The organism is Guptibacillus sedimenti (assembly GCF_028610665.1).
Taxonomy (GTDB): Bacteria; Bacillota; Bacilli; order Bacillales; family Guptibacillaceae; genus Guptibacillus; species Guptibacillus sedimenti.
On record NZ_JAQQWV010000001.1, the window covers coordinates 1,062,706 to 1,084,263 of the forward strand.

Consider the following 21,558-nt stretch of genomic DNA (forward strand, 5'->3'; position numbering starts at 1 on the left):
TCTCTCATTTTGCTACACTCAAACATACCATAATTCACTCCCCTTAATAAAGTTTCACAAAAATTTATATTTGTTGTTACTAGCTAAATAGCTTAAAATGGAGAAGTGTATTTAAAGAACTGTTGAAAATTGTTGATAGATGACGAATGGATCTAGTTGAATGGTTAGAAGTAGGAGATGGAGAAATGTCTGATTCAAATGTGATTAGAGGGACAATGCTGTTATCAGCAGCTACCCTTTTTTCTAGAATAATTGGTATGATTTATATGTTTCCTTTTACAGCTCTTGTTGGTACTCAGGGGGTAGCCCTTTATCAATATGCTTATACTCCATATACGATAATGCTAAGCCTGTCCACGGTGGGAATTCCGCTTGCAGTCTCAAAGTTTGTTTCAAAATATCACACGCTTGGAGATTACCGAACGGGACGAAGACTTTTTAAGTCAGGACTTCTTTTAATGACGATTACTGGATTTGTAGCATTTCTAGCCCTTTTCCTTTTGGCAGAACCAATTGCTCGTATTGTCATTGATGAGGGGAAAGAAGGGAATACAATTGCCGATGTAACATTAGTTATAAGGGTCGTGAGTATGGCACTATTAATTGTGCCGATCATGAGTCTAACGCGCGGTTTTTTCCAAGGTCTACAATCGATGGGACCAACAGCTGTTTCACAAGTTGTTGAACAAATTTTCCGGATTGTATTTATCCTTGTTTCCAGTGTTATTATCATTAAATTTATGGACGGGGATGAAGCGACAGCCGCTACATTCGCCACTTTTGGTGCATTTGTTGGGGCGGTTGGGGGATTGCTTGTAGTTTTCTGGTATTACAGAAAGCGAAAGCCATCGTTAGATCGTCACCTTGCTGAAAGTACGGTGGATCATGATGTATCCTTAAAAGATATGTATAAAGAAATCATTACGTATGCTCTTCCGTTTGTTGTAGTCGGTTTGGCGATTCCTTTATATTTGCAAATTGATACGTTGCTCATTAATCCAGCATTGAAGAGTATTGGTTACGATAAACCTGCCTATGAAGAAGTGTTTGCGATTATCACTGGACTTGCTCATAAGTTGATTATGATCCCAGTATCGCTTGCTACTGCTCTTTCAATGACGATTATCCCAGCTATTACGAAATCATTTACAGCGAATCGTGAAGGATCATTGCAAAATCAGCTAACGCAAACGTTCCAAATTTTATTATTCTTGACGACTCCTGCTGCAATAGGGTTAGCCGTTTTATCTGAACCGATATTTAGAGTTCTTTATCCAACGGTAAATCAAGATCTTGGTAGCTGGTTATTAATGTGGTATGCGCCAACGGCTATATTGTTTGCCCTTTTTTCTGTAACAGCTGCGATTTTACAGGGAATTAATAAACAAAAGTTTGCCGTCTATAGTTTACTCGCTGGTCTTGTCCTTAAAGCTGGACTAACTTATCCCTTTGTTACAATGTTTGAGGGGAAAGGATCAATACTTGCGACAAATATTGGTTTACTAACGTCGGTTATCATTACAATCGTTGTCATTAAGAAATATACAGATTACGAGTTTGGATTCCTCTCAAGAAGGTTACTCCTTATTGGAATTTTCGTCGTGATTATGGCGGTTGCTTCCAAACTAGCCATTCTTCCATTAGAATCGGTCATGCCTGATTTATACCTTTCAACAAGTGAAGGCGGAAGCATGTTGTATTCGATCATCAATTTACTAATTGGCGTTACGGTGGGAGGAATTGTATTTCTATGGCTATCATATCGTTCCAATCTAGCGGGATTAATTTTAGGTGAACGATTCTCATTTCTAAAAAGACGTTAAAAAATGAAGGCCTCCTGAGGCCTTCATTTTTTATAAGTGGAATAATTGAGAAGGCTAATAGCCGTAGTCCTCATCACGAATCCCGATCTGTCTCTCAATTCTTGTAATTCTTCGATCTTGTCGTCGTAGCTGGCGCTCAATTTGTCTAAGCTGTTGTTCAATATTTCCAGGATATCCTGGTTGGCCGGGATACCCGGGCTGTCCTGGGTATCCTGGAAAGCCAGGATACATTTGGAACTGCTGCCCTTGCTGCCGATCATAATCATACATACACAACGCCTCCTTTTGTAGGTACTTGATAGTGTATGTTAAGGCTGGGCAGTGTTGCTGGGCATGTGACCCGTGTTATACTGAGTTTTTCTGATACCAACTGAGCTGCTCTCCGATTCCAAGTCCTTTTAAAGGCACTTCATACACATAGTTGAATCGGTTAAGCTGAGGCTCAAGGTGTTTTCGATAAACGGAGCCACCGTGTAAACACACGAGAATATCCGTAGAAGTCTCATGTTGAGAGAATTGCTCAATTACTTTTTGAGCCCATTCTTCTCGTTGATGATGGGAAAATGTTTTAATTGAGACGTCATATGGGTCCATGATGTCTTCTGGTAATAAAAGTCCATCTTTGGCATTATAGAAATACATGCGGTCATAATGTTGAGATGCGTATTCTAACGTTTTTTGAAATAAAGGACTTTGGTAAAATTCCGTCACAGGTGCAGACTTATTACTTTTCTTGCGTGCTGTTGCTAAAAGTCCAACTTTCACAGTCATACGATTCACTCCAAACGTGCATTTTGGCATTTATCGTTTACATACCCTTACGAACCAAAAAGTATGCTAAAAAAATAAATAAATAGTGGAAAAAATATGGAAAAGGAGAGGTTGAAATGCGTTTAGATAAATTATTAGCAAATATGGGCTACGGCACGAGGAAAGAAGTAAAAAAACTTTTGAAAACAGGCGTGGTTCGTGTTGATGAAGAGGTGATTAAGGATGCGAAGCACCATATCGATCCTGAAGAAAATCACGTAACAGTTTATGAAGAAACCGTAGAATATCGAGAATTCATTTACCTTATGATGAACAAACCGGCTGGGGTTATTTCAGCAACGGAAGATGAAGAAGAAACTGTCATTGACATACTCATTCCTGAAGATCAAGTTTTCGAACCATTTCCAGTAGGGCGATTAGATAAAGATACAGAAGGATTATTAATCATCACGAATGATGGTAAGCTAGCTCATCATTTAACGTCACCAAAACATCATGTTCCGAAAACTTATTATGCTAAAATTAGCGGTGTTGTATCAGAAAAAGATGTTCGGGCTTTTGAGAAAGGCGTCACGCTTGATGATGGATATGAAACAAAACCTGGAGAGTTAACGATTTTAAGTGCTGCTGAGGAATCCGAAATTGAGCTTACAATTCATGAAGGAAAATTCCATCAAGTAAAGCGAATGTTTGAAGCGGTAGGCAAGAAAGTCGTTTATTTACAGCGCATTCAGATGGGAGATATTCATCTTGATGGTGACTTGGAACCTGGAGAATACAGAGAGTTAACTGAGGAAGAGGTAACCATTCTACAAAAGTAATGGTTTGTTTCTTTACGACTGACTTGGGGAATAGCAGGAGTATTCAGTTGTGAAGGAGAGGATTTTTCATGATTAAGGTTGGAAAAGAAATTCAAGATCATAAGTTGAAAAATGAATCATCTGCTGAATTGATTGTGAAGCAGGTTTACTTTGATCAGACGCTTCGGCAAGCAACATATGTTGAGGTTGAGAAAAAAGAGATTTCTAATGAGAAAGATGCTGTTCCTGATCATCACGCAGATGAAATGCTTCACTCTATTCAAGCGTCAGGAGGACAATTCACGCCTGATAATTATCCAGTAACAGACGATGATCGTAAAGAACGAGATGCAAATGAAACAATGATTGTTTCATTTAGTCAATTATCCTGGCAAAATGATGGCTATTTGCTTCGTGAAAGTCAGGATGAAATTCAATCGACGGTTTTAGCTGATCAATGTTCTAATAAATCGTTAAATAAAGCTGAAATTTTAACAGAAAGCGGAGAAGAGCTTGGCAAGGTGAAGGAAATTGTCATTGACAAAAGTGGCAGGGTCGAGGGATTTGAGCTTTCAGAAGGCTTTTTATCCGATTTTCTTTCAAGCGATCAACCCTTTTTAAAATTGGACGAAGCTGTAAAGTATCAGCACGGTAAAATTATTGTCCCTACAGACTATCACCATACAATAAAAAAAGCGTGATATAGAAAAGCCCTGCATTAATGCAGGGCTTTTCTAATGAGTTAAAAAGCAATGTTTTCAAACTAAATAAAGGCTTCCGTCAGATTGGATCGACGAAAAGCCCCGTGTAGCCTATTATCTACCTTATCCAACTTTAACTCTCTTGCTTGTTATTGTCCAGAATCCTCGGTTTGGGCTTTTGACTAATTCATTGTAGGCCAGTACATTTAAATCTCTTTGAACTGTTCGCTGGGTAATCCCAAACTCTTCAACTAACTCATTTGTGCTGACAGTACCATGCTTGCTAATAAATAAATAGATGGACTTGATACGGGTCATCATACGATCAGTTGAAGTAATACTCAAAGAACCACTCCCTAACATGTAATCAATGCCTTATCCCTAGCATAAAACGTAACTATTAAAACCATATGAAGGAAACGTTAAGATATACTTAATTTCTACATATTCCTTCGATTTTTCATGAAAGTTTGGCTATTTGCTCCGATTAAGACTGGAAGTGATTTCTGGATGTGTTGGGTTTCCCAACTTGGTGTATTGACGAATAGGTCGTACCACTTTCATAAGATAAGCGATTGATTGGCATTATTATTTAATTCCACTCCTACTGCCATTTCCCTTTTTTGGGCCAACTTACACCCCCTCTTTAAAGTTTATTTTACAATAATTCTGTTATTTCGGCAAAAAATTTCATTTCGTTTGGCTTAATCTTCCTTAACGAACATTCCTTTGCTATTCTTAAAGTACGAATACTAAGAGAGGAGGGAGATTCATATGTTATTTCGTATTTTTCTAAAAAATGCCATTAAATTAAACAATCGTTTTATGCTAGCTGTCGCTTTCATCCTAGTTGTCGTTAGTACAGTAATCATGCGGCTCATTGAACCAGAGACGTTTCCATCTCTATTCGATTCACTCTGGTGGGTGATGACAACTGTAACGACAGTAGGATATGGAGATTACTTCCCAACCACGATTGCTGGAAGAATGTATGCGATGTTTCTCTATATTGTCGGTATTGGATTAATTGGAGTTGTTATTGGAAAGTTTGTTGATGGCTTTTCAGAGATTAAAAAGCGAAAGGAGGAAGGGAAAATGCCTTATCAAGGAAACGATCATATCGTCATTATTGGATGGTCGCAAAAAGCTGCATACGCGGTTTCGGAAATTATGGATTCTGATCAATGCGAGATTGTCATTATTGACAAGTTAACAAAAGCTCCATTAATCGAAGAGAATATTCACTATATACAAGGTGATGCTGCAGAAGAAGCAACGCTTAACAAAGCTGATATTATGAATGCGAAAGCGGTTCTTATCTTTTCAGATGATACGATACATGATGCTCTTCTCGCTGATGGAAAGTCACTCATCATTGCTAGCTCAATTGAACGACTTTCAACCGATATTCATACAACGGTTGAAGTAATGAAGGAGGAGCATATAAAGAACTTTACACATGTTCAGGTTGATGAGTTCGTTCTTTCACATGAAGCTGTATCTCGCATGGCTGTTCGATCCGCTTTTACAAAGGGAATATCAGGTGTTTACTCGCAGCTGCTAAGTAGGGGTCATGGTGATAACTTATATGAAATCGGTGTACAGCAAGAGTGGGATACATATCGGGATGCGTTTCAGAGTCTACTGCAACAAGGAGCTACGCTTATAGCTGATGGGGAGCGGATGGATATTAATCGACGACTGGATGAGTCGATTCCGGAGAGGGCAAAACTCTTTGTCATTTGTGATCACGAAGTATATGAAAGAATAAAAGGGGTGAAATAAATTGAATGATGTAAATTGGAAGGAAGAAGTGCTTAATCGAAAACAATCGTTAATGAATGACTTAGAAGGTCTATTAAAAATTGAGAGTGTTTTAGATGAAGAGAATCGTACAGAGGATGCTCCCTTCGGTTCTGAAGTGAAAAAGGCGCTTGATTATATGCTTAACTTAGGGAAGCGTGATGGCTATCAAACAAAGAATGTTGAACAGGTTGCAGGACATTTAGAGTTTGGACAGGGTGAAGAAATAATTGGTATCTTGTGTCACGTTGATGTTGTGCCAGCGGGTAATGATTGGACAACCCCTCCGTTTACTCCTGCTGTTCGAGAAGGAAAGATGTATGCAAGAGGAGCGATTGATGACAAGGGACCGACGATTGCGGCATACTGGGCAATGAATATCGTCAAGGAACTTTATCCAGCACTTTCAAAGCGAGTTCGCATGATTGTTGGTACAGATGAAGAAAGCTCTTGGCGATGTGTCGATACCTATTTTAACCATGAAGAAATGCCAACAATGGGCTTTGCACCTGATGCGGTCTTCCCGATTATTCACGCTGAAAAAGGGATTGCTGACTTTGAATGGATTTTTCCTGTTAATGAAGAAAGGAAGGAAACGTTCGTTCTTCGCTCTTTTCATTCTGGACAGCGTTTGAATATGGTTCCAGATCATGCAATAGCAAAATGTCAAAGTAGTGAAGACCAATTGCTTGACGTCAAAAAGGAATTTGAGCTATTTTTAAACGATAAAAACCTTAAAGGAAAAGCGACACTGGATAAGCAATTAACGCTAGAAATACACGGCGTATCCGTTCATGGATCTGCCCCTCATGAAGGTGTCAACGCAGCGTTTCGTTTAGCGGAATTTCTGGAAGGGCTGTCGCTTGATCAAAACGGATCTGCCTACATTAACTTTATCTTCAAATGGTTACAGGATGATTTTACTGGGGAGCGCCTTGGGGTCTCTTTCAAAGATAACATTACAGGGTCACTGACGATGAATGCAGGTACTTTCGAGTATCAAGCGAGCCAACAGGGACGAATTGGCATTAATCTTCGCTATCCAGTAACGTGTCAGTTTGATCATGTGAAACAAACGTTTGACAAGGTCACCGGTCCAATGTCAGTGGAGATGAAAGTGATTGATCATATGACACCGCATCATGTGCCACAGGATCATGAGCTTATACAGAAGCTTCAACACGTTTATGAAAAGCAAACCGGCAAAGAAGCTAAGCTTCTATCGATAGGTGGAGGAACGTATGCCCGCTCTCTAAATGCGGGAGTTGCATTTGGTGCTCTTTTTGAAGGAAAGCCTCAATTAGCACATCAAAAAGATGAATATGTGGATATCGAGGATTTGTTAAAAGCGGCAGCGATTTATGCTGAAGCGATTTATGAACTCGCAAAATAATAGAATGAGCGCCATGCCGGTAACGGCATGGCGCTGACTAGTTACTATTCATATGTGCTTTCTTTTGGAAGTTCTATAGAGAACTGAATAAATCACTTGATAAATAACGTTCGCCAGAATCACAAGTCATGGTAACAACAACCTGGTTGGGTGATAAACGCTCAGCAACTTGCATTGCCGCAAAGACTGCAGCTCCTGAAGATGGACCCACAAGTAATCCCTCTTCCCTAGCTAATTTACGCGTCACTTCATAGGCTTGCTCATCAGTAATCTTGATAATTTCATCATAGACCGAGGTGTTCAGGATATCAGGTATGAATCCAGGGCTTGTTCCTACGAGCTTATGTTTTCCAGGTTTACCGCCAGATAAAACGGGTGATCCCTCAGGTTCAACCACGTGCACGGTAAGATCGGGGAAATGTTCTTTTAAGACTTCACCTGTCCCTGTAACAGTTCCGCCCGTTCCGGCTGTTGAAATAAAGGCAGCAGGAGTGACGCCGAGTTGCTTCATTGCTTCTATAATTTCAAGCGCTGTTGAAGTACGATGTGCGTCTGGATTTGCAGCATTTTCGAATTGCATTGGGATAAAGCTATCTTTAATGGTTTCGGCAATTTCTTTCGCTTTGTTAATTGCACCAGGCATTTTCTCAGAAGATGGCGTGAGAACAACTTTTGCACCGTATGCTTTAAGAAGTTTAATGCGTTCTTGTGTTGCGTTATCAGGCATGACAATAATAGCAGGATACCCTTTAGCGGCGGCGTTCATGGCAAGTCCAATGCCGGTGTTGCCCGAAGTTGGCTCAATAATTGTAGAGCCAGCTTTAAGTAAGCCATCTTCTTCTGCTTTAACAATCATATTATAGGCTGCGCGATCCTTTACGCTCCGACTTGGGTTAAAGTATTCCAGCTTTGCGTATATTTTTGCGCCATTTGGATTCGGGACTCGATTTAATTTGAGTAGAGGCGTATCTCCAATAAGATCGGCCATATTTTCATAGATCATGTAAGCACATCCTTTTCATACAAGTTAAGGGTCATTTTCATATTAATTGGTCAGTATAGAAAGTGAGGAGATGATCACTCCCGTTAAACGATATTTTCTAATACTGTTCCCCATTATAGCAAAAGATAAATCTTTCGTAATAAAATCAAGCTTATGAGTAAAAAAATAAAAGATTATTCAGATTGTTTGATAGAATAGAAAAAGGATAGAAGGAGTGGACATGTTGAATACTCACTATTTTATTGCCCTCCCCATCCAACCACATCTTAGAAAGACACTTCAAGAGATTCAAATGAAGACTCATTTAGGATTTTTTAAGCATATCGTTTATCCTGAAGATTTTCATATTACGGTGGCTTTTTTAGGCGGAGCGGATGCAAGGCAGCTGTCAGATTTACATGAAGGTTTACAGAGGGTAGCAAAGGTCATGCAACCTTTTAATTTAGAAGTGGAAGGGTTACATTATTTTGGTTCCGAAAGTCGACCCCGTGTACTTTATGCAGATGTGATACGCACGAACCAATTGGAAAAGCTCCATCAAGAAGTAATCCAATTGAGTCAATTTGCAGGATTTTCACTTAAAGAAAGGGAATACTCCCCACACGTGACACTTGCAAAGAAATGGTATGACCCTACTAAAGAAATAAAACCAAATTGGCCAACACTTAAACGAGAAAGTCAGGAAGTATCGAGTGTGAAGTTATATCGAGTAGCACCCGATGAAACCCCAAGGTATAAAGGTGTTGCGACTTATGAGTTCACGAATTAATAAATACCTTATCATTTCATTACAAATTGGGTTTTTGTTTGGATTTTATTTAGTGGGGGGCTATCTTCAAACAACATTAGGACTCCCTGTTCCCGGTAGTGTCGTAGGGATGCTAATTCTTCTAATAGGGCTTTATCTAAAATGGATTCCGATTCGATGGATTTCCCAGGGAGCATCCGCATTATTAAATCATTTACCCTTATTATTTGTACCAGTCACAGTCGGTATCATGCAACACCTCGACTTCTTTAGCGGGAAGAGTCTCTGGTTAGTTCCAATCGTTCTCGTCAGTACGTGGATCGTAATGGGGGCGACGGGGCTATTTGGCCAGTTTCTTGCTAATCGAAAGGAGTGGGATAGATGATGCTACTGCAAATGTTTTTTTGGTTATTTATCACATTATTGTTATACGTTGTTTTCCGCAGGCTCTATCAGTTATTACCGTACCCTTTTATGATTCCTGTATTAACATGTACGGTGGTTCTGGTAGTGGTTTTAACGTCATTTGATGTTTCGTATGACACTTATTTCAGTGGAGGTCAATGGATCGACGCGTTGCTAGGTCCTGCTATCGTCGCACTTGCTTTTCCTCTCTATAAGCAGAGAAAATTATTAAATAAGTTTAAAATTGAAATTTTTGCAACGGTTTTAACAGCAAGTCTTCTAGGGATATTGTCTGGATATTGGTTAGCGGTCGTGAGCGGATACAACGAAATGATTGTGTCGACAATTATTTCTAAAAATGTAACCACTCCTGTAGCGATGGAAGTAGCTAGCATGACTGGTGGAGAACCAGCATTTGCCGTTATATTCGTAATGATTGCAGGAATAGGTGGAGCCGTAACTGGTCCTTGGTTATTCCAACTTCTGGGCATATCGAACTTTCTTGGAATCGGTATGGCTTTCGGCGGTGCATCACATGCGATAGGTACAGCAAAGGCACTCGAATATGGCGAGCGAGAAGCTGCAATAAGTTCAATAGGTTTAAGTTTATGTGCCCTGTGCGTTTCGCTCCTTGGACCGCTTTTATTAAAATGGATTTCTTGATTTTTTTTATGAAACAAATGTCAAAATGAATTTTTGAAAATAAGATAGGTAATGGAAAAAGGTTGTAAGCATCTCCGCAAAGGATGGGATTCATATGATACGAGATTATTCTGCATACAAAAAAGTGAGCCAGGCTTTTACAGCATATTGGGATGACTTTCATACCATTACGGTAATGGCTAATATCTCGTTAGATGTTAAGAATGCCTACACCCTTACTGATGGCCATTTAGACATTCCGTTTGAAGTAAAAGAAAACTCAAAAATGGGTAAGAAGAGATTAATTTCATTACATGTCGATCGAGAGTACATGCCGGGGAATAATTACTATCTCATTCATTCAAGTGGTGAGACCAGTCTTGTTTTTACAGGAAAAGTTGTCAGAACAGAAATGTTTGATGACCGCTATTATTATGATGGTGAATTAGGAGCCCTATTAACTGAAAATGGGACGGTGTTTCGAGTATGGGCACCAACAGCAACCGACGTTATCGTTAACATCTATAATGATACGTTCCAAAAGATAAAAGAATTGCCAATGTTGAAGCAAGAGCGTGGTGTGTTTGAAGGATCATCAGCTGAGGTTTCAGAAGGGGCACTCTATACTTACAGTGTGAATGTTAATGGTGAATGTCGAGAAACCATTGATCCCTATGCAAGAGCAGCTACTTCAAACTGCAAGTTTGGAATGGTGATCAATCCTTCCCATACGAATCCAGAGGGGTGGAACCCTTTCAGTAAACCTTCTTTTGCGAAGCCTTCTGACGCGATCATATACGAATTACACGTTAGAGACTTTAGTGTTCAAGCCAAAAGTGGATTGAAAAATAGAGGTAAGTATAAGGCATTTACAGAAGAACCGCCTGATAAAGATGGCATTCCAGCAGGGATTAACTATATAAAATGGCTCGGGGTTACGCACGTTGAACTTCTTCCTATTCAGGACTTCGGTAGTGTCGATGAAATGAAAGTCCCTCCATCCTATAATTGGGGATATGATCCAATTCATTATTTTGTTCCAGAAGGTAGCTATTCACTAAACTCTCATGAACCGTACACGCGTATTCGAGAAGTGAAGGAAATGATTCAGAAGCTTCATGAAAAAGGTTTGAGGGTCATTATGGACGTCGTGTTTAATCACGTCTATCAACTTCATGCTTCTCCATTAGAAAAGGTTGTACCTGGTTACTATTTTCGGTTTGATCATGGTGGAAAACCTTCGAATGGAACGGGGGTAGGAAACGATACAGCTTCTGAAAGAAGAATGATGAGGAAATTAATTGTCGATTCGGTTGTTTACTGGGCAAAAGAATATGGCATTGATGGCTTTCGCTTCGACTTAATGGGAATTCATGATAAAGAAACGATGAACGAAGTACGCTATGCCCTTGATTGCATAGATCCAACGATTCTTGTGTTTGGTGAAGGATGGCATATGAACACCATTCTACCTGACCATCGAAAAGCAATGAGTGGCAATGCTCGAGAAACCCCTAGAATAGGCTATTTTAACGACTATTTCCGTGATTCTGTTAAAGGGAAGTTATTTGATACACGCTCCACTGGCTTTGCAAATGGAAACTTTTCAGTTAAAGAAGACGTAAAGAAGTGTATAATGGGGAGTGTTGAGGATAAATTTATTACAGCATCTCAATCTATTAATTATGTAGAATGTCATGATAACCATACGCTTTGGGATCGCTTGAATCGGAGTCATCCAGGAGTGAGTGAGGATGTTAAACAGCGTATGCATCGTCTCGCGACGGCGATCACCATTCTTTCGCAGGGGATCCCATTCATTCATGCGGGACAGGAATTTTTCCGCACAAAAAATGGAGTAGAAGATAGCTATAAATCTCCTGATAAAATTAATCGCTTTGATTGGCAAAGAATGAGAGCTGTTCAAGCAAACGTCAAGTATATTCGAGGGTTAATTTCAATTAGAAAACATTTTGATGCGTTTCGAATGGCTGAACGACATGAGATGAATCGGATTTCCTTTATCGATTCTCCAGGTCCAATCCTTGCTTATCGCATTCATCAACAGCACTCGTCTGAATCCATTGTCGTCATTCATAACGGCGGTTTCCATGACGATATTATCGATATCGGTGATGGTGAGAAATGGATTCTTGCCGATGGAGAAGTAGCAAGCGTTGAACCGATTAGAAAAACATCAGATAAATTGCTCTCAGTAACGCCATTTAACACAATTATTTTAATAACAAATGATTAACACATGAAGATTTCGTCAACGTGTGTTATAATTTTTTATTCGTAGACGGTTTTTAGCTAGGTCCGGAGAAAAAACCGCTAAAAACGCAAAACTTCCAGAATCTACAAACTAACGGAAATCGAAGGTGAAATTGTTGGATAACATTTTAGGCGAAGGCTGGCAGGTTACGCCCGCTGGCGGAGCGACAGGCGAAGCATACTTAGCTCAATATGGAGACGAGAAATTATTCCTAAAACGGAACTCCTCGCCTTTTCTGGCTGTTTTGTCGGCGGAAGGAATTGTACCGAAACTTCTCTGGACCAAGCGACTTGAGAATGGAGACGTTATTACAGCCCAAAAGTGGTTGCCGGGGAGAGAACTGAAGTCCCATGAAATGAAGCAGCCGCGAGTGGCGCAAATGCTTTATAAAATTCATCGTTCTTCAGAACTTCGAAGGATGCTAAATCGTCTCGGGAAAAAACCTCTTTCACCAGACGTCATTTATCAAGATTTATTACAAAAGTTTGAGAATCATCATCGAAAAGACGTTGAAGTGATTCGAGCCCTATCTTACCTTGCTGCTAATAAAAATGATCTTGAGAACGTGGAAAAGGTTGTTTGTCATTGTGATGTCAATCATAATAATTGGATGTTTAGTGAGGAAGGGAATCTATATTTAATCGATTGGGACGGAGCGGTTGTGGCAGATCCTGCGTTAGATATCGGAATGCTTCTTTACTGGTACCTTCCAAAAGAGGAGTGGGAAGAATGGCTCACTCATTACGGATTGGAAAATACAGAAAGCCTGCGCCACCGCATGTACTGGTATGTGGTAGCGCAGACACTCTTGTCTATCTATTGGTACGATCTTAAAGGATTAAACGGAGAAGTTGAATTCTGGAAAAAAGACTTAGAGAATTTAAACCACTATCGACTTATTGATACCGATCAATAGTATCAACCCACTGGCTAAGATGAGGCTGGTGGGTTTCTATATGGTTTAATAAATTGGATTCTGTTGCTCCAGTAGCGCTATATTGTTGAATCTGACCAAGTACCTGCTTAATCTCTGGCGCAATACCTTCGTTTTGCTGTAAAGCTGTTGCCAAACGTTGAACTTGCTCACATTCCGAAGATGTACCTGTGCAATCGATATGATGGTTCTTAAGAATGTCAGCCAGAATAAAAAGCTGATCTCGATGTGAGAGTGGCATGAATTTTCCTCCTTATTTGTACTACTAAATAGCGTGTGCATGTAAGGAGGAATTATGCTATCGCTATACGAAAAAACACGGATTTCTCCGTGTTATGGCTCATTATTTTGTATCGCCTTTTGCACCCCATCCGAAAAGCGCAACAATGGAAACAATGATCACAATCCATGGTGCCCACATGATAAGAAAGTGTTCCACTTCTTCACCCTCCTCTCTCTCCATATCATAACTGAAATGTAGTGAGTTTCACCACATCATTTTTTACAATTTGACTACTATTTCATACCCTTTCCACCACCTTTCTATTCTTATGATTTCATGGTAAAATGTCGATTGTGTAAAAACGGTAATTAGACTATAAGGAAGTGAACATATGCGTCAACGAAATAAACCCTGGGCAGAAGAAATGTTTGCAGAGCATCCACAATTCGTACCCACCACCCCTTCCGAAAGAAAGGGGAACTGGAATGACGTCTTTCAAAATAACAACCCCCTTCATCTAGAAGTCGGAACGGGGAAAGGACAATTTATAATTGGCATGGCGAAACAGAATCCTGATGTGAATTACATTGGTTTAGAATTATCGTCAAGTGTTATGGTGTCTGCTTTAGAAAAGTTAATCGTAGAAGATGTGCCGAATGTTCGCTTGCTGAATGAAAACGCACAAGATCTTCAATCGCTTTTTGAAGAAAATGAAGTAAGCCGCATTTATTTGAATTTTTCAGATCCTTGGCCAAAAAATCGCCATGAAAAAAGAAGACTTACCTATAAAACGTTTTTGGATTTGTATCGTGTTGTGATGAGCCCGAAAGGCGAAGTTCATTTTAAGACAGATAATCAGGGCTTATTTGAATATTCCCTTCACAGTTTCTCTGCATACGGCATGACGTTAAATCATGTAAGCCTTGATTTGCATCAAAGTGGTATGGAAGATAATGTGATGACTGAGTATGAAGAAAAGTTTTCATCAAAAGGAAGCCGGATTTATCGGTGTGAAGCAAAATTCAGAATTTGAGTCGCTTAGCGCGACTCTTTTTTTGATTCTCGTTGAAAGCGATTTCTTTTAGTGAGAAGATAGACATAATCGTAGAAAGGGGTTTTGTAATGGAACAGTTACAAGTAGGTACACTATTAATTAAGTGGGTGAGAGGTGGGGTTACTCATATGGATGGTGGCGCGATGTTTGGAGTTGTGCCAAAACCGCTCTGGAGCAAGAAATACCCTGTAAATGAGAAAAACCAAATCGAGCTTCGAACGGATCCGCTGTTACTTCAATGGCAAGGCAAAAAGATCTTAATTGAATCAGGGATTGGGAAAGGGAAGTTGACCGAGAAGCAAAGAAGGAACTATGGTGTTGAGGAAGAGTCTGACATTCATGCTTCTCTTGAAGAGCTATCGTTGTCAGCGGAGGACATTGACATAATCCTTATGACTCACCTGCATTTCGATCATGCAAGTGGCTTAACTGAACCGGATGGAAATGAGTATAAGTCAACTTTTCCGAATGCCGTTATTTACGTCTCAGAAATAGAATGGAATGAAATGAGAGAACCTAACATTCGTTCGAAAAATACATATTGGAAAGAGAACTGGGAAGCGATTCAACATCAGGTCCAAACATATAAAGAAGCCTATGAAGTGCTTCCTGGTTTAAATTTGTACCATACTGGTGGACATAGTGATGGTCATGCGATTATCACGCTGGAAGAAGGGGACGAGTATCTCATCCACATGGCAGACCTCATGCCAACTCACGCACACAAAAACCCTCTTTGGGTTCTTGCATATGATGATTATCCAATGACCTCCATCTATGCGAAAGAAAAGTGGATTACTGATGCTGTATCTCAAGACGCCTGGTTTATTTTTTATCACGATGCTCGTTACCGTGCTCTTAAATGGAACGATTCTTTTGAAATAACGCATGAAGTAAAACGAAATAGCTGATTTTAAGGAAGACTGCCGAACGGGCAGTCTTCCTTTTTTAAGTCCAGCTGAATGGAAAACGAGAATTGAGATGTTAAAGCGCTGCGTTATTTGACTGTGTTTGAACACTTTTGAATGTTTTTGAATAAAATTGAACGAAAATGATTGACTTATGAAAGTGCTTTCATTATACTGTGAGTAGAAAGTAGGTGATGATTTGTTAAATGCTGAACGTCATTTCATCATTTTACAAGTTCTTAAAGAAAAGGAAACAGCAACTGTTCATGAGTTAAGTGAAGCAACCGGGGCATCAGTTTCAACAATTCGTCGTGATCTTGTTCAACTGGAAGAAGAAAATCAGTTAAAACGAATTCATGGGGGCGCATCACTTTTTCGTTCAAAGGGAACGGAACCATCACTTGGTGAAAAATCCACGCAGAACATGTCAGAAAAAGAGAAAATTGCATCTTATGCAGCTGAATTGGTTAAAGACGGTGACTGCATTTTCCTTGATGCAGGGACAACGACGCAAAAGATGGCTCCTTTCTTACAACATAAACAAGTCATTGTTGTTACAAATGGCTACCAGGTTATTGAAAGCCTTCTAGCAGAAGGTATAACAACTTATGTTATTGGTGGGAAGTTTAAATCAAGAACAGGGGCAATGACAGGAGTTAAGGCACTTGAAAGTATTGAAACGTATCGTTTCGATAAGTGTTTTATCGGGATTAACGGTATTCATGAATCGTTAGGCTATACAACGGCAGATCCAGATGAAGCCATCATTAAACAAGCAGCGATTAAACTTTCACGCGATGCCTATATTCTAGCTGATTATTCGAAAATTGGTGAAGCAGCTTTTAGTAAAGTTGCAGATATTGAAGCGTGTACGATAATTACAAATGAACATCCTGATACAAATTATGATCAGGTAAGCAAACATACAACAGTAGAAGTGGTGAAGATATGATCTATACAATTACGTTAAATCCATCAGTCGACTATATTGTACGACTGGAGAACCTTAAAACTGGACTCGTTAATACGGTAGACGAAGAGATGAAGATCGCAGGGGGAAAAGGTGTTAATGTGACAAAAGTTCTAAAACGCCTTGGACATGAATCAACAGCATTAGGGTTTGTTGGCGGATTTACAGGTCAGTTCATTGAACAGTCACTGAAAGAGGAAGCTCTTCATCCTAACTTTATTCATGTAAATGGAGATACCCGCATTAACATTAAGTTAAAAAATGGAGAAGAAACAGAAATTAATGGTTTATCTCCAGAAATAACTGAAAGTGATATTGAACATTTATTTACTCAACTTTCGCAAACTGTTGCAGGGGATATTGTTGTTATGGCAGGTAGCGTTCCCTCGAGTGTTGATCAAACAATCTATTCTCGAATTCTTCAGACCCTACCAGATGGCGTACAGGCGATTGTTGATACTAAAGGAGAAGCATTAAAGGAAGTAGTAAAAGCAAAACCGTTTCTAGTAAAACCGAACCACCATGAACTAGGCGATATATTTGATGTTGACATTACTTCAGTAGCGGAAGCGGTCAAATACGGTAAGAAAGTTCGAGAAATGGGCGCAAAAAACGTGATTGTTTCATTAGCAGGGGATGGAGCTGTATTGATTACAGCTGAAGATGTTCTGTTTGGCAACGTTCCAATCGGTAAAGTACAGAATTCAGTTGGAGCAGGGGATTCAGTAGTAGCTGGTTTTCTTAGTAAATACATCGAAACTGAAAACTTGAAAGAAGCATTCCAATCGGGGATCGCAGCAGGAAGCGCGAGCGCATTTTCAACTGGTTTCTGTACAGCAGAAGAAGTTCAAGAGTTAAGAAAACAAATTACGGTTAAGACTTATGATGATATGGGAGGTCGGGGAATATGAGAATCACAGAATTATTAACAAAAGAAACAATGATTCTAAACCTTGAAGCGGATTCGAAAGATCGTGTTATTAATGAGCTGTCTGAAAAACTAGATAGAGCAGGCAAAGTGAAGGACCTTAACGCATTCAAAAAAGCGATTCATGCGCGTGAGAATGAGAGTACGACTGGGATTGGAGAAGGCATCGCCATTCCTCACGCCAAAACTGCGGCCGTAAAGTCGCCGGCAATTGTTTTTGGCCGTTCTCATGCAGGTATCGATTATCAGTCTCTTGATGGTCAGCCGGCGCACTTGTTCTTTATGATTGCTGCGACTGAAGGAGCGAACCAAACACATTTAGAAGCGCTATCCAGACTATCTTCATTTTTAATGGATAACGAATTCCGTAAAGGACTTCTTGAAGCGAGAACGGAAGAAGAGGTGTTGCAAGCATTTGATCAGAAAGAAGAAGAAAATGCTGATGAAGATGAAGTGGAAGAAACAACTGAAGTTACTGGGAAAATATTAGCGGTTACAGCATGTCCTACGGGTATTGCCCACACTTATATGGCTGCGGATGCACTGAAAGCGAAAGCATCTGAAATGGGCTATAGTGTCAAAGTTGAAACAAATGGATCAGGGGGCGTGAAAAATCGTCTAACTGATGAAGAGATTGAAAAGGCACCAGGTATTATTGTTGCGGCAGATACAAAAGTAGAAATGGATCGATTTAAAGGAAAGAAAGTAATTGAAGTTCCAGTAGCAGAAGCCATCCGAAAGCCGGCTGATTTACTAAAGCAAGCAGCAAACGGTGATGCTCCGGTTTATAAATCTTCTGGATCATACGAAGATCAAATCAGTGAGAAGAAAAACGAAAGAAAAGGAAAGCAGTCCGCATTCTATAAACATTTAATGAACGGTGTTTCGAATATGCTTCCGCTCGTTGTTGGTGGCGGTATTTTGATAGCCCTTTCATTTATCTTCGGTATTAACGCGGCAAATCCAGATGATCCAAGTTACAATGCATTTGCAGCAGCACTAAGCACCATTGGCGGTGGAAATGCCTTTGCTCTTATGATTCCAGTCCTCGCAGGATTTATCGCAATGAGTATTGCCGATCGTCCTGGTCTTGCTCCTGGTCTCGTTGGTGGTTTAATGGCTTCTACAAACGGCGCTGGTTTTCTAGGTGGACTTATTGCAGGTTTCCTTGCTGGTTACGCTGTTCTTCTTTTGAAAAAGCTTTTCTCTGGACTTCCACAATCCCTAGAAGGGTTAAAGCCGGTTCTTCTATATCCTTTGTTTGGTATCTTTATCACAGGAATCATTATGATGTATGTCGTAATTGAACCTGTAGGAGCTTTAAACACAGGGCTAGAAAATTGGTTGAGCGGAATGGGTACGACGAATAAGCTTCTACTAGGCTTAATTCTTGGTGGGATGATGGCAGTTGATATGGGTGGTCCAATCAATAAAGCAGCATTTACATTCGGTATTGCGATGATTGATGCAGGTAATCTAACGTATCATGCAGCAATCATGGCAGGAGGTATGACACCACCACTTGGGCTTGCTCTTGCAACAACGCTATTTAAAAATCGCTTCAACAAAACTGAGCGTGAAGCAGGCAAAGTCGCTTATGTGATGGGGGCTTCCTTCATTACAGAAGGAGCAATCCCATTTGCAGCAGCAGATCCAGGACGAGTGATTCCTTCTATTATTGTTGGATCATCTGTAGCAGGCGCATTAACAATGTTGTTTAATATAGCTTTACCAGCACCGCATGGCGGAGCGTTTGTTATCTGGTCTGTGAATAACATCTCATTAACTCATATTCTTCTCTATATCCTAGCTATCGTCATTGGTACAATTATCACAGCTTTGATGGTTGGTATATTAAAGAAATCTAAACCAAAAGTACAAGCATAATAAGTGAAAGAGGCTCCGTATGGGAGTCTCTTTTCCTTATTTAGTAAATAACGGTGCATTTGAAAAGTTGGTGTAGTAGCTTGATTTTCCACTTTATGTTAAAAACATAGTGCCGATTAGAAGGGATGAGAGAGCATGAGAACCGATATATGTCCATCTCATTCATACAGTTTCCCGTGAGATTCGAATGATAACGTTTTCACTTGGTATCTTGCGCTTATGCTTATTTCTTATGGCTAAAAGGTTGAAGGTCTAAGGATGCAGTGTTAGTATAAATGACCGTAGATGATTTTTCGGAAATCCAAAGGAGGCAATCATGCTAGAAAATAAAACCGTAACGTTTATCGGAGCGGGTTCAATGGCAGAGGCAATGGCTGCAGGAATGATTGAGTCAGGTACTATTGAACCTGAACGTATTATTATGACAAACAGAAGTAATGAACAACGTCGTCAGGAGTTAATGGAAAACCACGGCGTATTGGCGACGCAAAGCATAGAATTCGCCGTTCGTGAGGCTGATGTTGTAATCCTTGCAATGAAACCTAAAGATGTTGAACGTGCACTAGAAGGGATCGAGAACTTTATCACGAATGATCAACTTCTCTTATCTGTTCTAGCTGGCGTACCATCCGCCTATATTGAGGAGCAACTGGATGGAGAACAACCAGTCATCCGCGTTATGCCAAACACATCAAGTATGATTGGGAAATCTATTTCTGCTTTAGCGGCAGGCACACATGTAAGTGATGAGCAGGTTACAATTGCTCGCACGCTTATACGTTCTATTGGGGAGACAGTTGTTATCGAAGAAGAGCAAATGGACGTATTTACAGGCGTTGCAGGAAGCGGGCCCGCTTATATTTATTATGTAATAGAGAGTCTTGAGAAAGCTGCTATTGAAGGTGGAATTGAAACAGAAACCGCTAGGAAAATGGCTGTTCAAACGGTACTAGGTGCCGGAATGATGGCAGAGCAATCTGAAGATTCGCCTTCCGCACTAAGAAAAAAAGTAACTTCACCAAACGGTACTACTCAAGCTGGTCTTGAAGCTTTGTATGATAATGGTGGCGGAGAAGCTTTTGTAGCAGCGGTTGAAAATGCAGCTACACGCTCAAAAGAAATTAGTACTCAATTCAACAAAAAACCAGTAACTCAGTAAGAACCGGTGCATACCGGTTCTTTTTTGTTATGAAATGAATCGGATAGGGTAAACGTAATTTAAACGTGGATGGATGATCTGTCCGTCATTTCCTCCTATTGGATGTCTTTTTCTACAAAATGTTAGTAGAATAATAGATGGAATATGATATGATAAGAATTGGATAATTTGTTTGATAGAGGAGGAAAAAATGATGAAAAAAGGAATTTTTGCACTTCTTGCTGTATTTTTAATCGCATTTCCTTTTGCGGGAACAGCAGCACATGCTGAAGCGGATGTTAGTGATGAAGTAAAGAAGGGCGTAGCTAGTTATCTTGGGGAAGAACACTATGACTACGACAAAGGTTCTCTTAAAGTTGTAGACGCAGAAAATCTTGAAGTGGACAGCTCAGCAGATAAGGAATTTAGCAAAGTCTCAATGATGCTTGTAGAGTTTACAACAGTTCGTGACAACATTTTCTTTGAAGATCATACACAGGTCCTTTTCTATGATACAGAAGCCAATGCAATCATCCCAGATTCCAAAGTATTGGATATTGAAAAAGCGAAGGAATATAAAGATAGTCACGCAGATGTTACAGGTGAACACCTTCACATGAGCGTCATTCTTTTCCTAAGTGCGATTATGCTTGTTGGTCCAATCCTTCTTGCTTACTTATGGACTAAAAATAAGTATTCAACACTTCGTTTTAAATTGCAAAATAACGTTTACGACACGAATACTACTTTTTAATTGACCCAAATAAGACAGCAAAATCCCCGTGCCTCGTGCACGGGGATTTCTAGTGTGATTCTTGCAAACAGTGATTTTTACTGAGCCTGTAATTCCACTAATGTACCTGTTTCTGCATCCACCATAAAGTCAAGCTGCTGAAGATCACCTTCTTTTTCGCAGGTTAAACCTCCCGCATAAACGGTATAAGGAAGATTGAATTTCTCCACTGAATCCGTTTTCATATGAATCCAGGACCCTTTAACAGTATAGACGGGTTTTACAGCACCCTTAACTGCTTTTAACGCTTTTTCAGGTGAAATATACGTTTTTTTTGAAGCGATTGTAGACACTGTAATGGCTGCGGCTCCTGCACCAATTAGTGCTCCAATTAACAAATCCTTTGTTCTCATTGCTTA

24 protein-coding genes are annotated in these 21,558 nt (G+C 39.9%); 17 read left to right on the top strand and 7 right to left on the bottom strand.

Translation table 11 applies throughout. The features are described from left to right. Window positions 1–185: 185 nt before the first annotated feature. Window positions 186–1,823, top strand: a complete 1,638-nt coding sequence (locus PQ578_RS05130) for a putative polysaccharide biosynthesis protein (protein WP_273832496.1) — start codon at window positions 186–188, stop codon at window positions 1,821–1,823. Between the two features lie 54 nt (window positions 1,824–1,877). On the opposite strand, the gene PQ578_RS05135 is transcribed toward PQ578_RS05130, so the two are convergent. Both PQ578_RS05135 and PQ578_RS05140 read right to left on the bottom strand, forming a co-directional pair. Next, window positions 1,878–2,093, bottom strand: a complete 216-nt coding sequence (locus tag PQ578_RS05135) for a hypothetical protein (protein WP_098444598.1) — start codon at window positions 2,091–2,093, stop codon at window positions 1,878–1,880. 75 nt (window positions 2,094–2,168) lie between these two features. Continuing rightward, the gene (locus PQ578_RS05140) at window positions 2,169–2,594 is read right to left on the bottom strand and encodes a DUF6884 domain-containing protein (RefSeq protein ID WP_098444597.1); all 426 of its coding nucleotides are present in this window, start codon (window positions 2,592–2,594) and stop codon (window positions 2,169–2,171) included. A 116-nt stretch (window positions 2,595–2,710) separates the two neighbouring features. On the opposite strand from PQ578_RS05140, the gene PQ578_RS05145 reads away from it, so the two are divergent. Further along, entirely contained in the window at window positions 2,711–3,415 is a 705-nt protein-coding gene (locus PQ578_RS05145; RefSeq protein WP_273832498.1) for a pseudouridine synthase, read from the top strand. Between the two features lie 68 nt (window positions 3,416–3,483). Next, window positions 3,484–4,095 (top strand): PRC-barrel domain-containing protein, encoded by a 612-nt coding sequence (locus tag PQ578_RS05150; protein WP_273832500.1) that lies wholly within the window; start codon window positions 3,484–3,486, stop codon window positions 4,093–4,095. A gap of 123 nt (window positions 4,096–4,218) precedes the next feature. On the opposite strand, the gene PQ578_RS05155 is transcribed toward PQ578_RS05150, so the two are convergent. Then, the gene (locus tag PQ578_RS05155; protein WP_098444594.1) at window positions 4,219–4,458 is read right to left on the bottom strand and encodes a DeoR family transcriptional regulator; all 240 of its coding nucleotides are present in this window, start codon (window positions 4,456–4,458) and stop codon (window positions 4,219–4,221) included. Between the two features lie 411 nt (window positions 4,459–4,869). Here PQ578_RS05155 and PQ578_RS05160 point away from each other — a divergent pair, with 411 nt between their 5' ends. After that, window positions 4,870–5,880 (top strand): potassium channel family protein, encoded by a 1,011-nt coding sequence (locus PQ578_RS05160; RefSeq protein ID WP_337958002.1) that lies wholly within the window; start codon window positions 4,870–4,872, stop codon window positions 5,878–5,880. A 1-nt stretch (window position 5,881) separates the two neighbouring features. Beyond that, the gene (gene pepV / locus PQ578_RS05165; RefSeq protein WP_273832501.1) at window positions 5,882–7,291 is read left to right on the top strand and encodes a dipeptidase PepV; all 1,410 of its coding nucleotides are present in this window, start codon (window positions 5,882–5,884) and stop codon (window positions 7,289–7,291) included. A gap of 73 nt (window positions 7,292–7,364) precedes the next feature. Here the strand turns inward: pepV and cysK are convergent, their stop codons facing one another. Then, window positions 7,365–8,294, bottom strand: coding sequence for a cysteine synthase A (gene cysK, locus PQ578_RS05170; RefSeq protein ID WP_273832502.1), 930 nt, complete (start codon window positions 8,292–8,294; stop codon window positions 7,365–7,367). Between the two features lie 223 nt (window positions 8,295–8,517). Between cysK and thpR the strand changes: the two genes are divergently transcribed. The 5 genes from thpR to PQ578_RS05195 all read left to right on the top strand — a co-directional run bounded on the left by thpR (window position 8,518) and on the right by PQ578_RS05195 (window position 13,280). Then, entirely contained in the window at window positions 8,518–9,063 is a 546-nt protein-coding gene (gene thpR, locus PQ578_RS05175) for an RNA 2',3'-cyclic phosphodiesterase (RefSeq protein ID WP_273832503.1), read from the top strand. Beyond that, entirely contained in the window at window positions 9,047–9,427 is a 381-nt protein-coding gene (locus tag PQ578_RS05180; RefSeq protein WP_273832504.1) for a CidA/LrgA family protein, read from the top strand. Before thpR ends, PQ578_RS05180 begins: the two co-directional genes overlap by 17 nt. After that, complete coding sequence (locus PQ578_RS05185) at window positions 9,424–10,110, top strand: LrgB family protein (RefSeq protein WP_273832505.1); 687 nt, start codon at window positions 9,424–9,426, stop codon at window positions 10,108–10,110. The genes PQ578_RS05180 and PQ578_RS05185 overlap by 4 nt, the downstream gene beginning before the upstream one ends. A 94-nt stretch (window positions 10,111–10,204) precedes the next feature. After that, window positions 10,205–12,346, top strand: a complete 2,142-nt coding sequence (gene pulA, locus PQ578_RS05190; RefSeq protein WP_273832506.1) for a type I pullulanase — start codon at window positions 10,205–10,207, stop codon at window positions 12,344–12,346. A 124-nt stretch (window positions 12,347–12,470) separates the two neighbouring features. Beyond that, complete coding sequence (locus tag PQ578_RS05195; RefSeq protein ID WP_337958003.1) at window positions 12,471–13,280, top strand: phosphotransferase; 810 nt, start codon at window positions 12,471–12,473, stop codon at window positions 13,278–13,280. Here PQ578_RS05195 and PQ578_RS05200 read toward each other — a convergent pair. Together PQ578_RS05200 and cydS are read right to left on the bottom strand one after the other, a co-directional pair. Next, the gene (locus PQ578_RS05200; RefSeq protein ID WP_098444585.1) at window positions 13,261–13,539 is read right to left on the bottom strand and encodes a YtzH-like family protein; all 279 of its coding nucleotides are present in this window, start codon (window positions 13,537–13,539) and stop codon (window positions 13,261–13,263) included. The two genes, PQ578_RS05195 and PQ578_RS05200, sit on opposite strands and share 20 nt — an antisense overlap. Before the next feature lie 102 nt (window positions 13,540–13,641). Continuing rightward, on the bottom strand, window positions 13,642–13,737 hold the full coding sequence (gene cydS / locus PQ578_RS22480) for a cytochrome bd oxidase small subunit CydS family protein (protein WP_373560766.1): 96 nt from the start codon (window positions 13,735–13,737) through the stop codon (window positions 13,642–13,644). A 175-nt stretch (window positions 13,738–13,912) separates the two neighbouring features. Here cydS and trmB point away from each other — a divergent pair, with 175 nt between their 5' ends. The 7 genes from trmB (at window position 13,913) to PQ578_RS05235 (ending at window position 21,160) form a co-directional block, all read left to right on the top strand. Further along, window positions 13,913–14,554: a tRNA (guanosine(46)-N7)-methyltransferase TrmB gene (trmB, locus tag PQ578_RS05205; protein ID WP_273832508.1), complete on the top strand. Its 642-nt coding sequence runs from the start codon at window positions 13,913–13,915 to the stop codon at window positions 14,552–14,554. 89 nt (window positions 14,555–14,643) lie between these two features. Further along, on the top strand, window positions 14,644–15,486 hold the full coding sequence (locus PQ578_RS05210; RefSeq protein ID WP_273832509.1) for a YtnP family quorum-quenching lactonase: 843 nt from the start codon (window positions 14,644–14,646) through the stop codon (window positions 15,484–15,486). A 196-nt stretch (window positions 15,487–15,682) separates the two neighbouring features. After that, entirely contained in the window at window positions 15,683–16,435 is a 753-nt protein-coding gene (locus PQ578_RS05215) for a DeoR/GlpR family DNA-binding transcription regulator (RefSeq protein ID WP_273832510.1), read from the top strand. Then, the gene (gene pfkB / locus PQ578_RS05220) at window positions 16,432–17,364 is read left to right on the top strand and encodes a 1-phosphofructokinase (protein WP_273832511.1); all 933 of its coding nucleotides are present in this window, start codon (window positions 16,432–16,434) and stop codon (window positions 17,362–17,364) included. Before PQ578_RS05215 ends, pfkB begins: the two co-directional genes overlap by 4 nt. After that, window positions 17,361–19,268, top strand: a complete 1,908-nt coding sequence (locus PQ578_RS05225) for a PTS fructose transporter subunit IIABC (protein WP_273832512.1) — start codon at window positions 17,361–17,363, stop codon at window positions 19,266–19,268. The genes pfkB and PQ578_RS05225 overlap by 4 nt, the downstream gene beginning before the upstream one ends. Before the next feature lie 316 nt (window positions 19,269–19,584). Further along, window positions 19,585–20,427, top strand: a complete 843-nt coding sequence (proC, locus tag PQ578_RS05230; protein ID WP_273832513.1) for a pyrroline-5-carboxylate reductase — start codon at window positions 19,585–19,587, stop codon at window positions 20,425–20,427. A 193-nt stretch (window positions 20,428–20,620) separates the two neighbouring features. Continuing rightward, window positions 20,621–21,160 carry a hypothetical protein gene (locus PQ578_RS05235; RefSeq protein ID WP_273832514.1) on the top strand — a complete coding sequence of 180 codons (540 nt, stop codon included), beginning with the start codon at window positions 20,621–20,623 and terminating at the stop codon, window positions 21,158–21,160. A gap of 77 nt (window positions 21,161–21,237) precedes the next feature. Here PQ578_RS05235 and PQ578_RS05240 read toward each other — a convergent pair whose 3' ends face one another. Beyond that, window positions 21,238–21,552: a PepSY domain-containing protein gene (locus PQ578_RS05240; protein ID WP_224883255.1), complete on the bottom strand. Its 315-nt coding sequence runs from the start codon at window positions 21,550–21,552 to the stop codon at window positions 21,238–21,240. Window positions 21,553–21,558 lie beyond the last annotated feature (6 nt).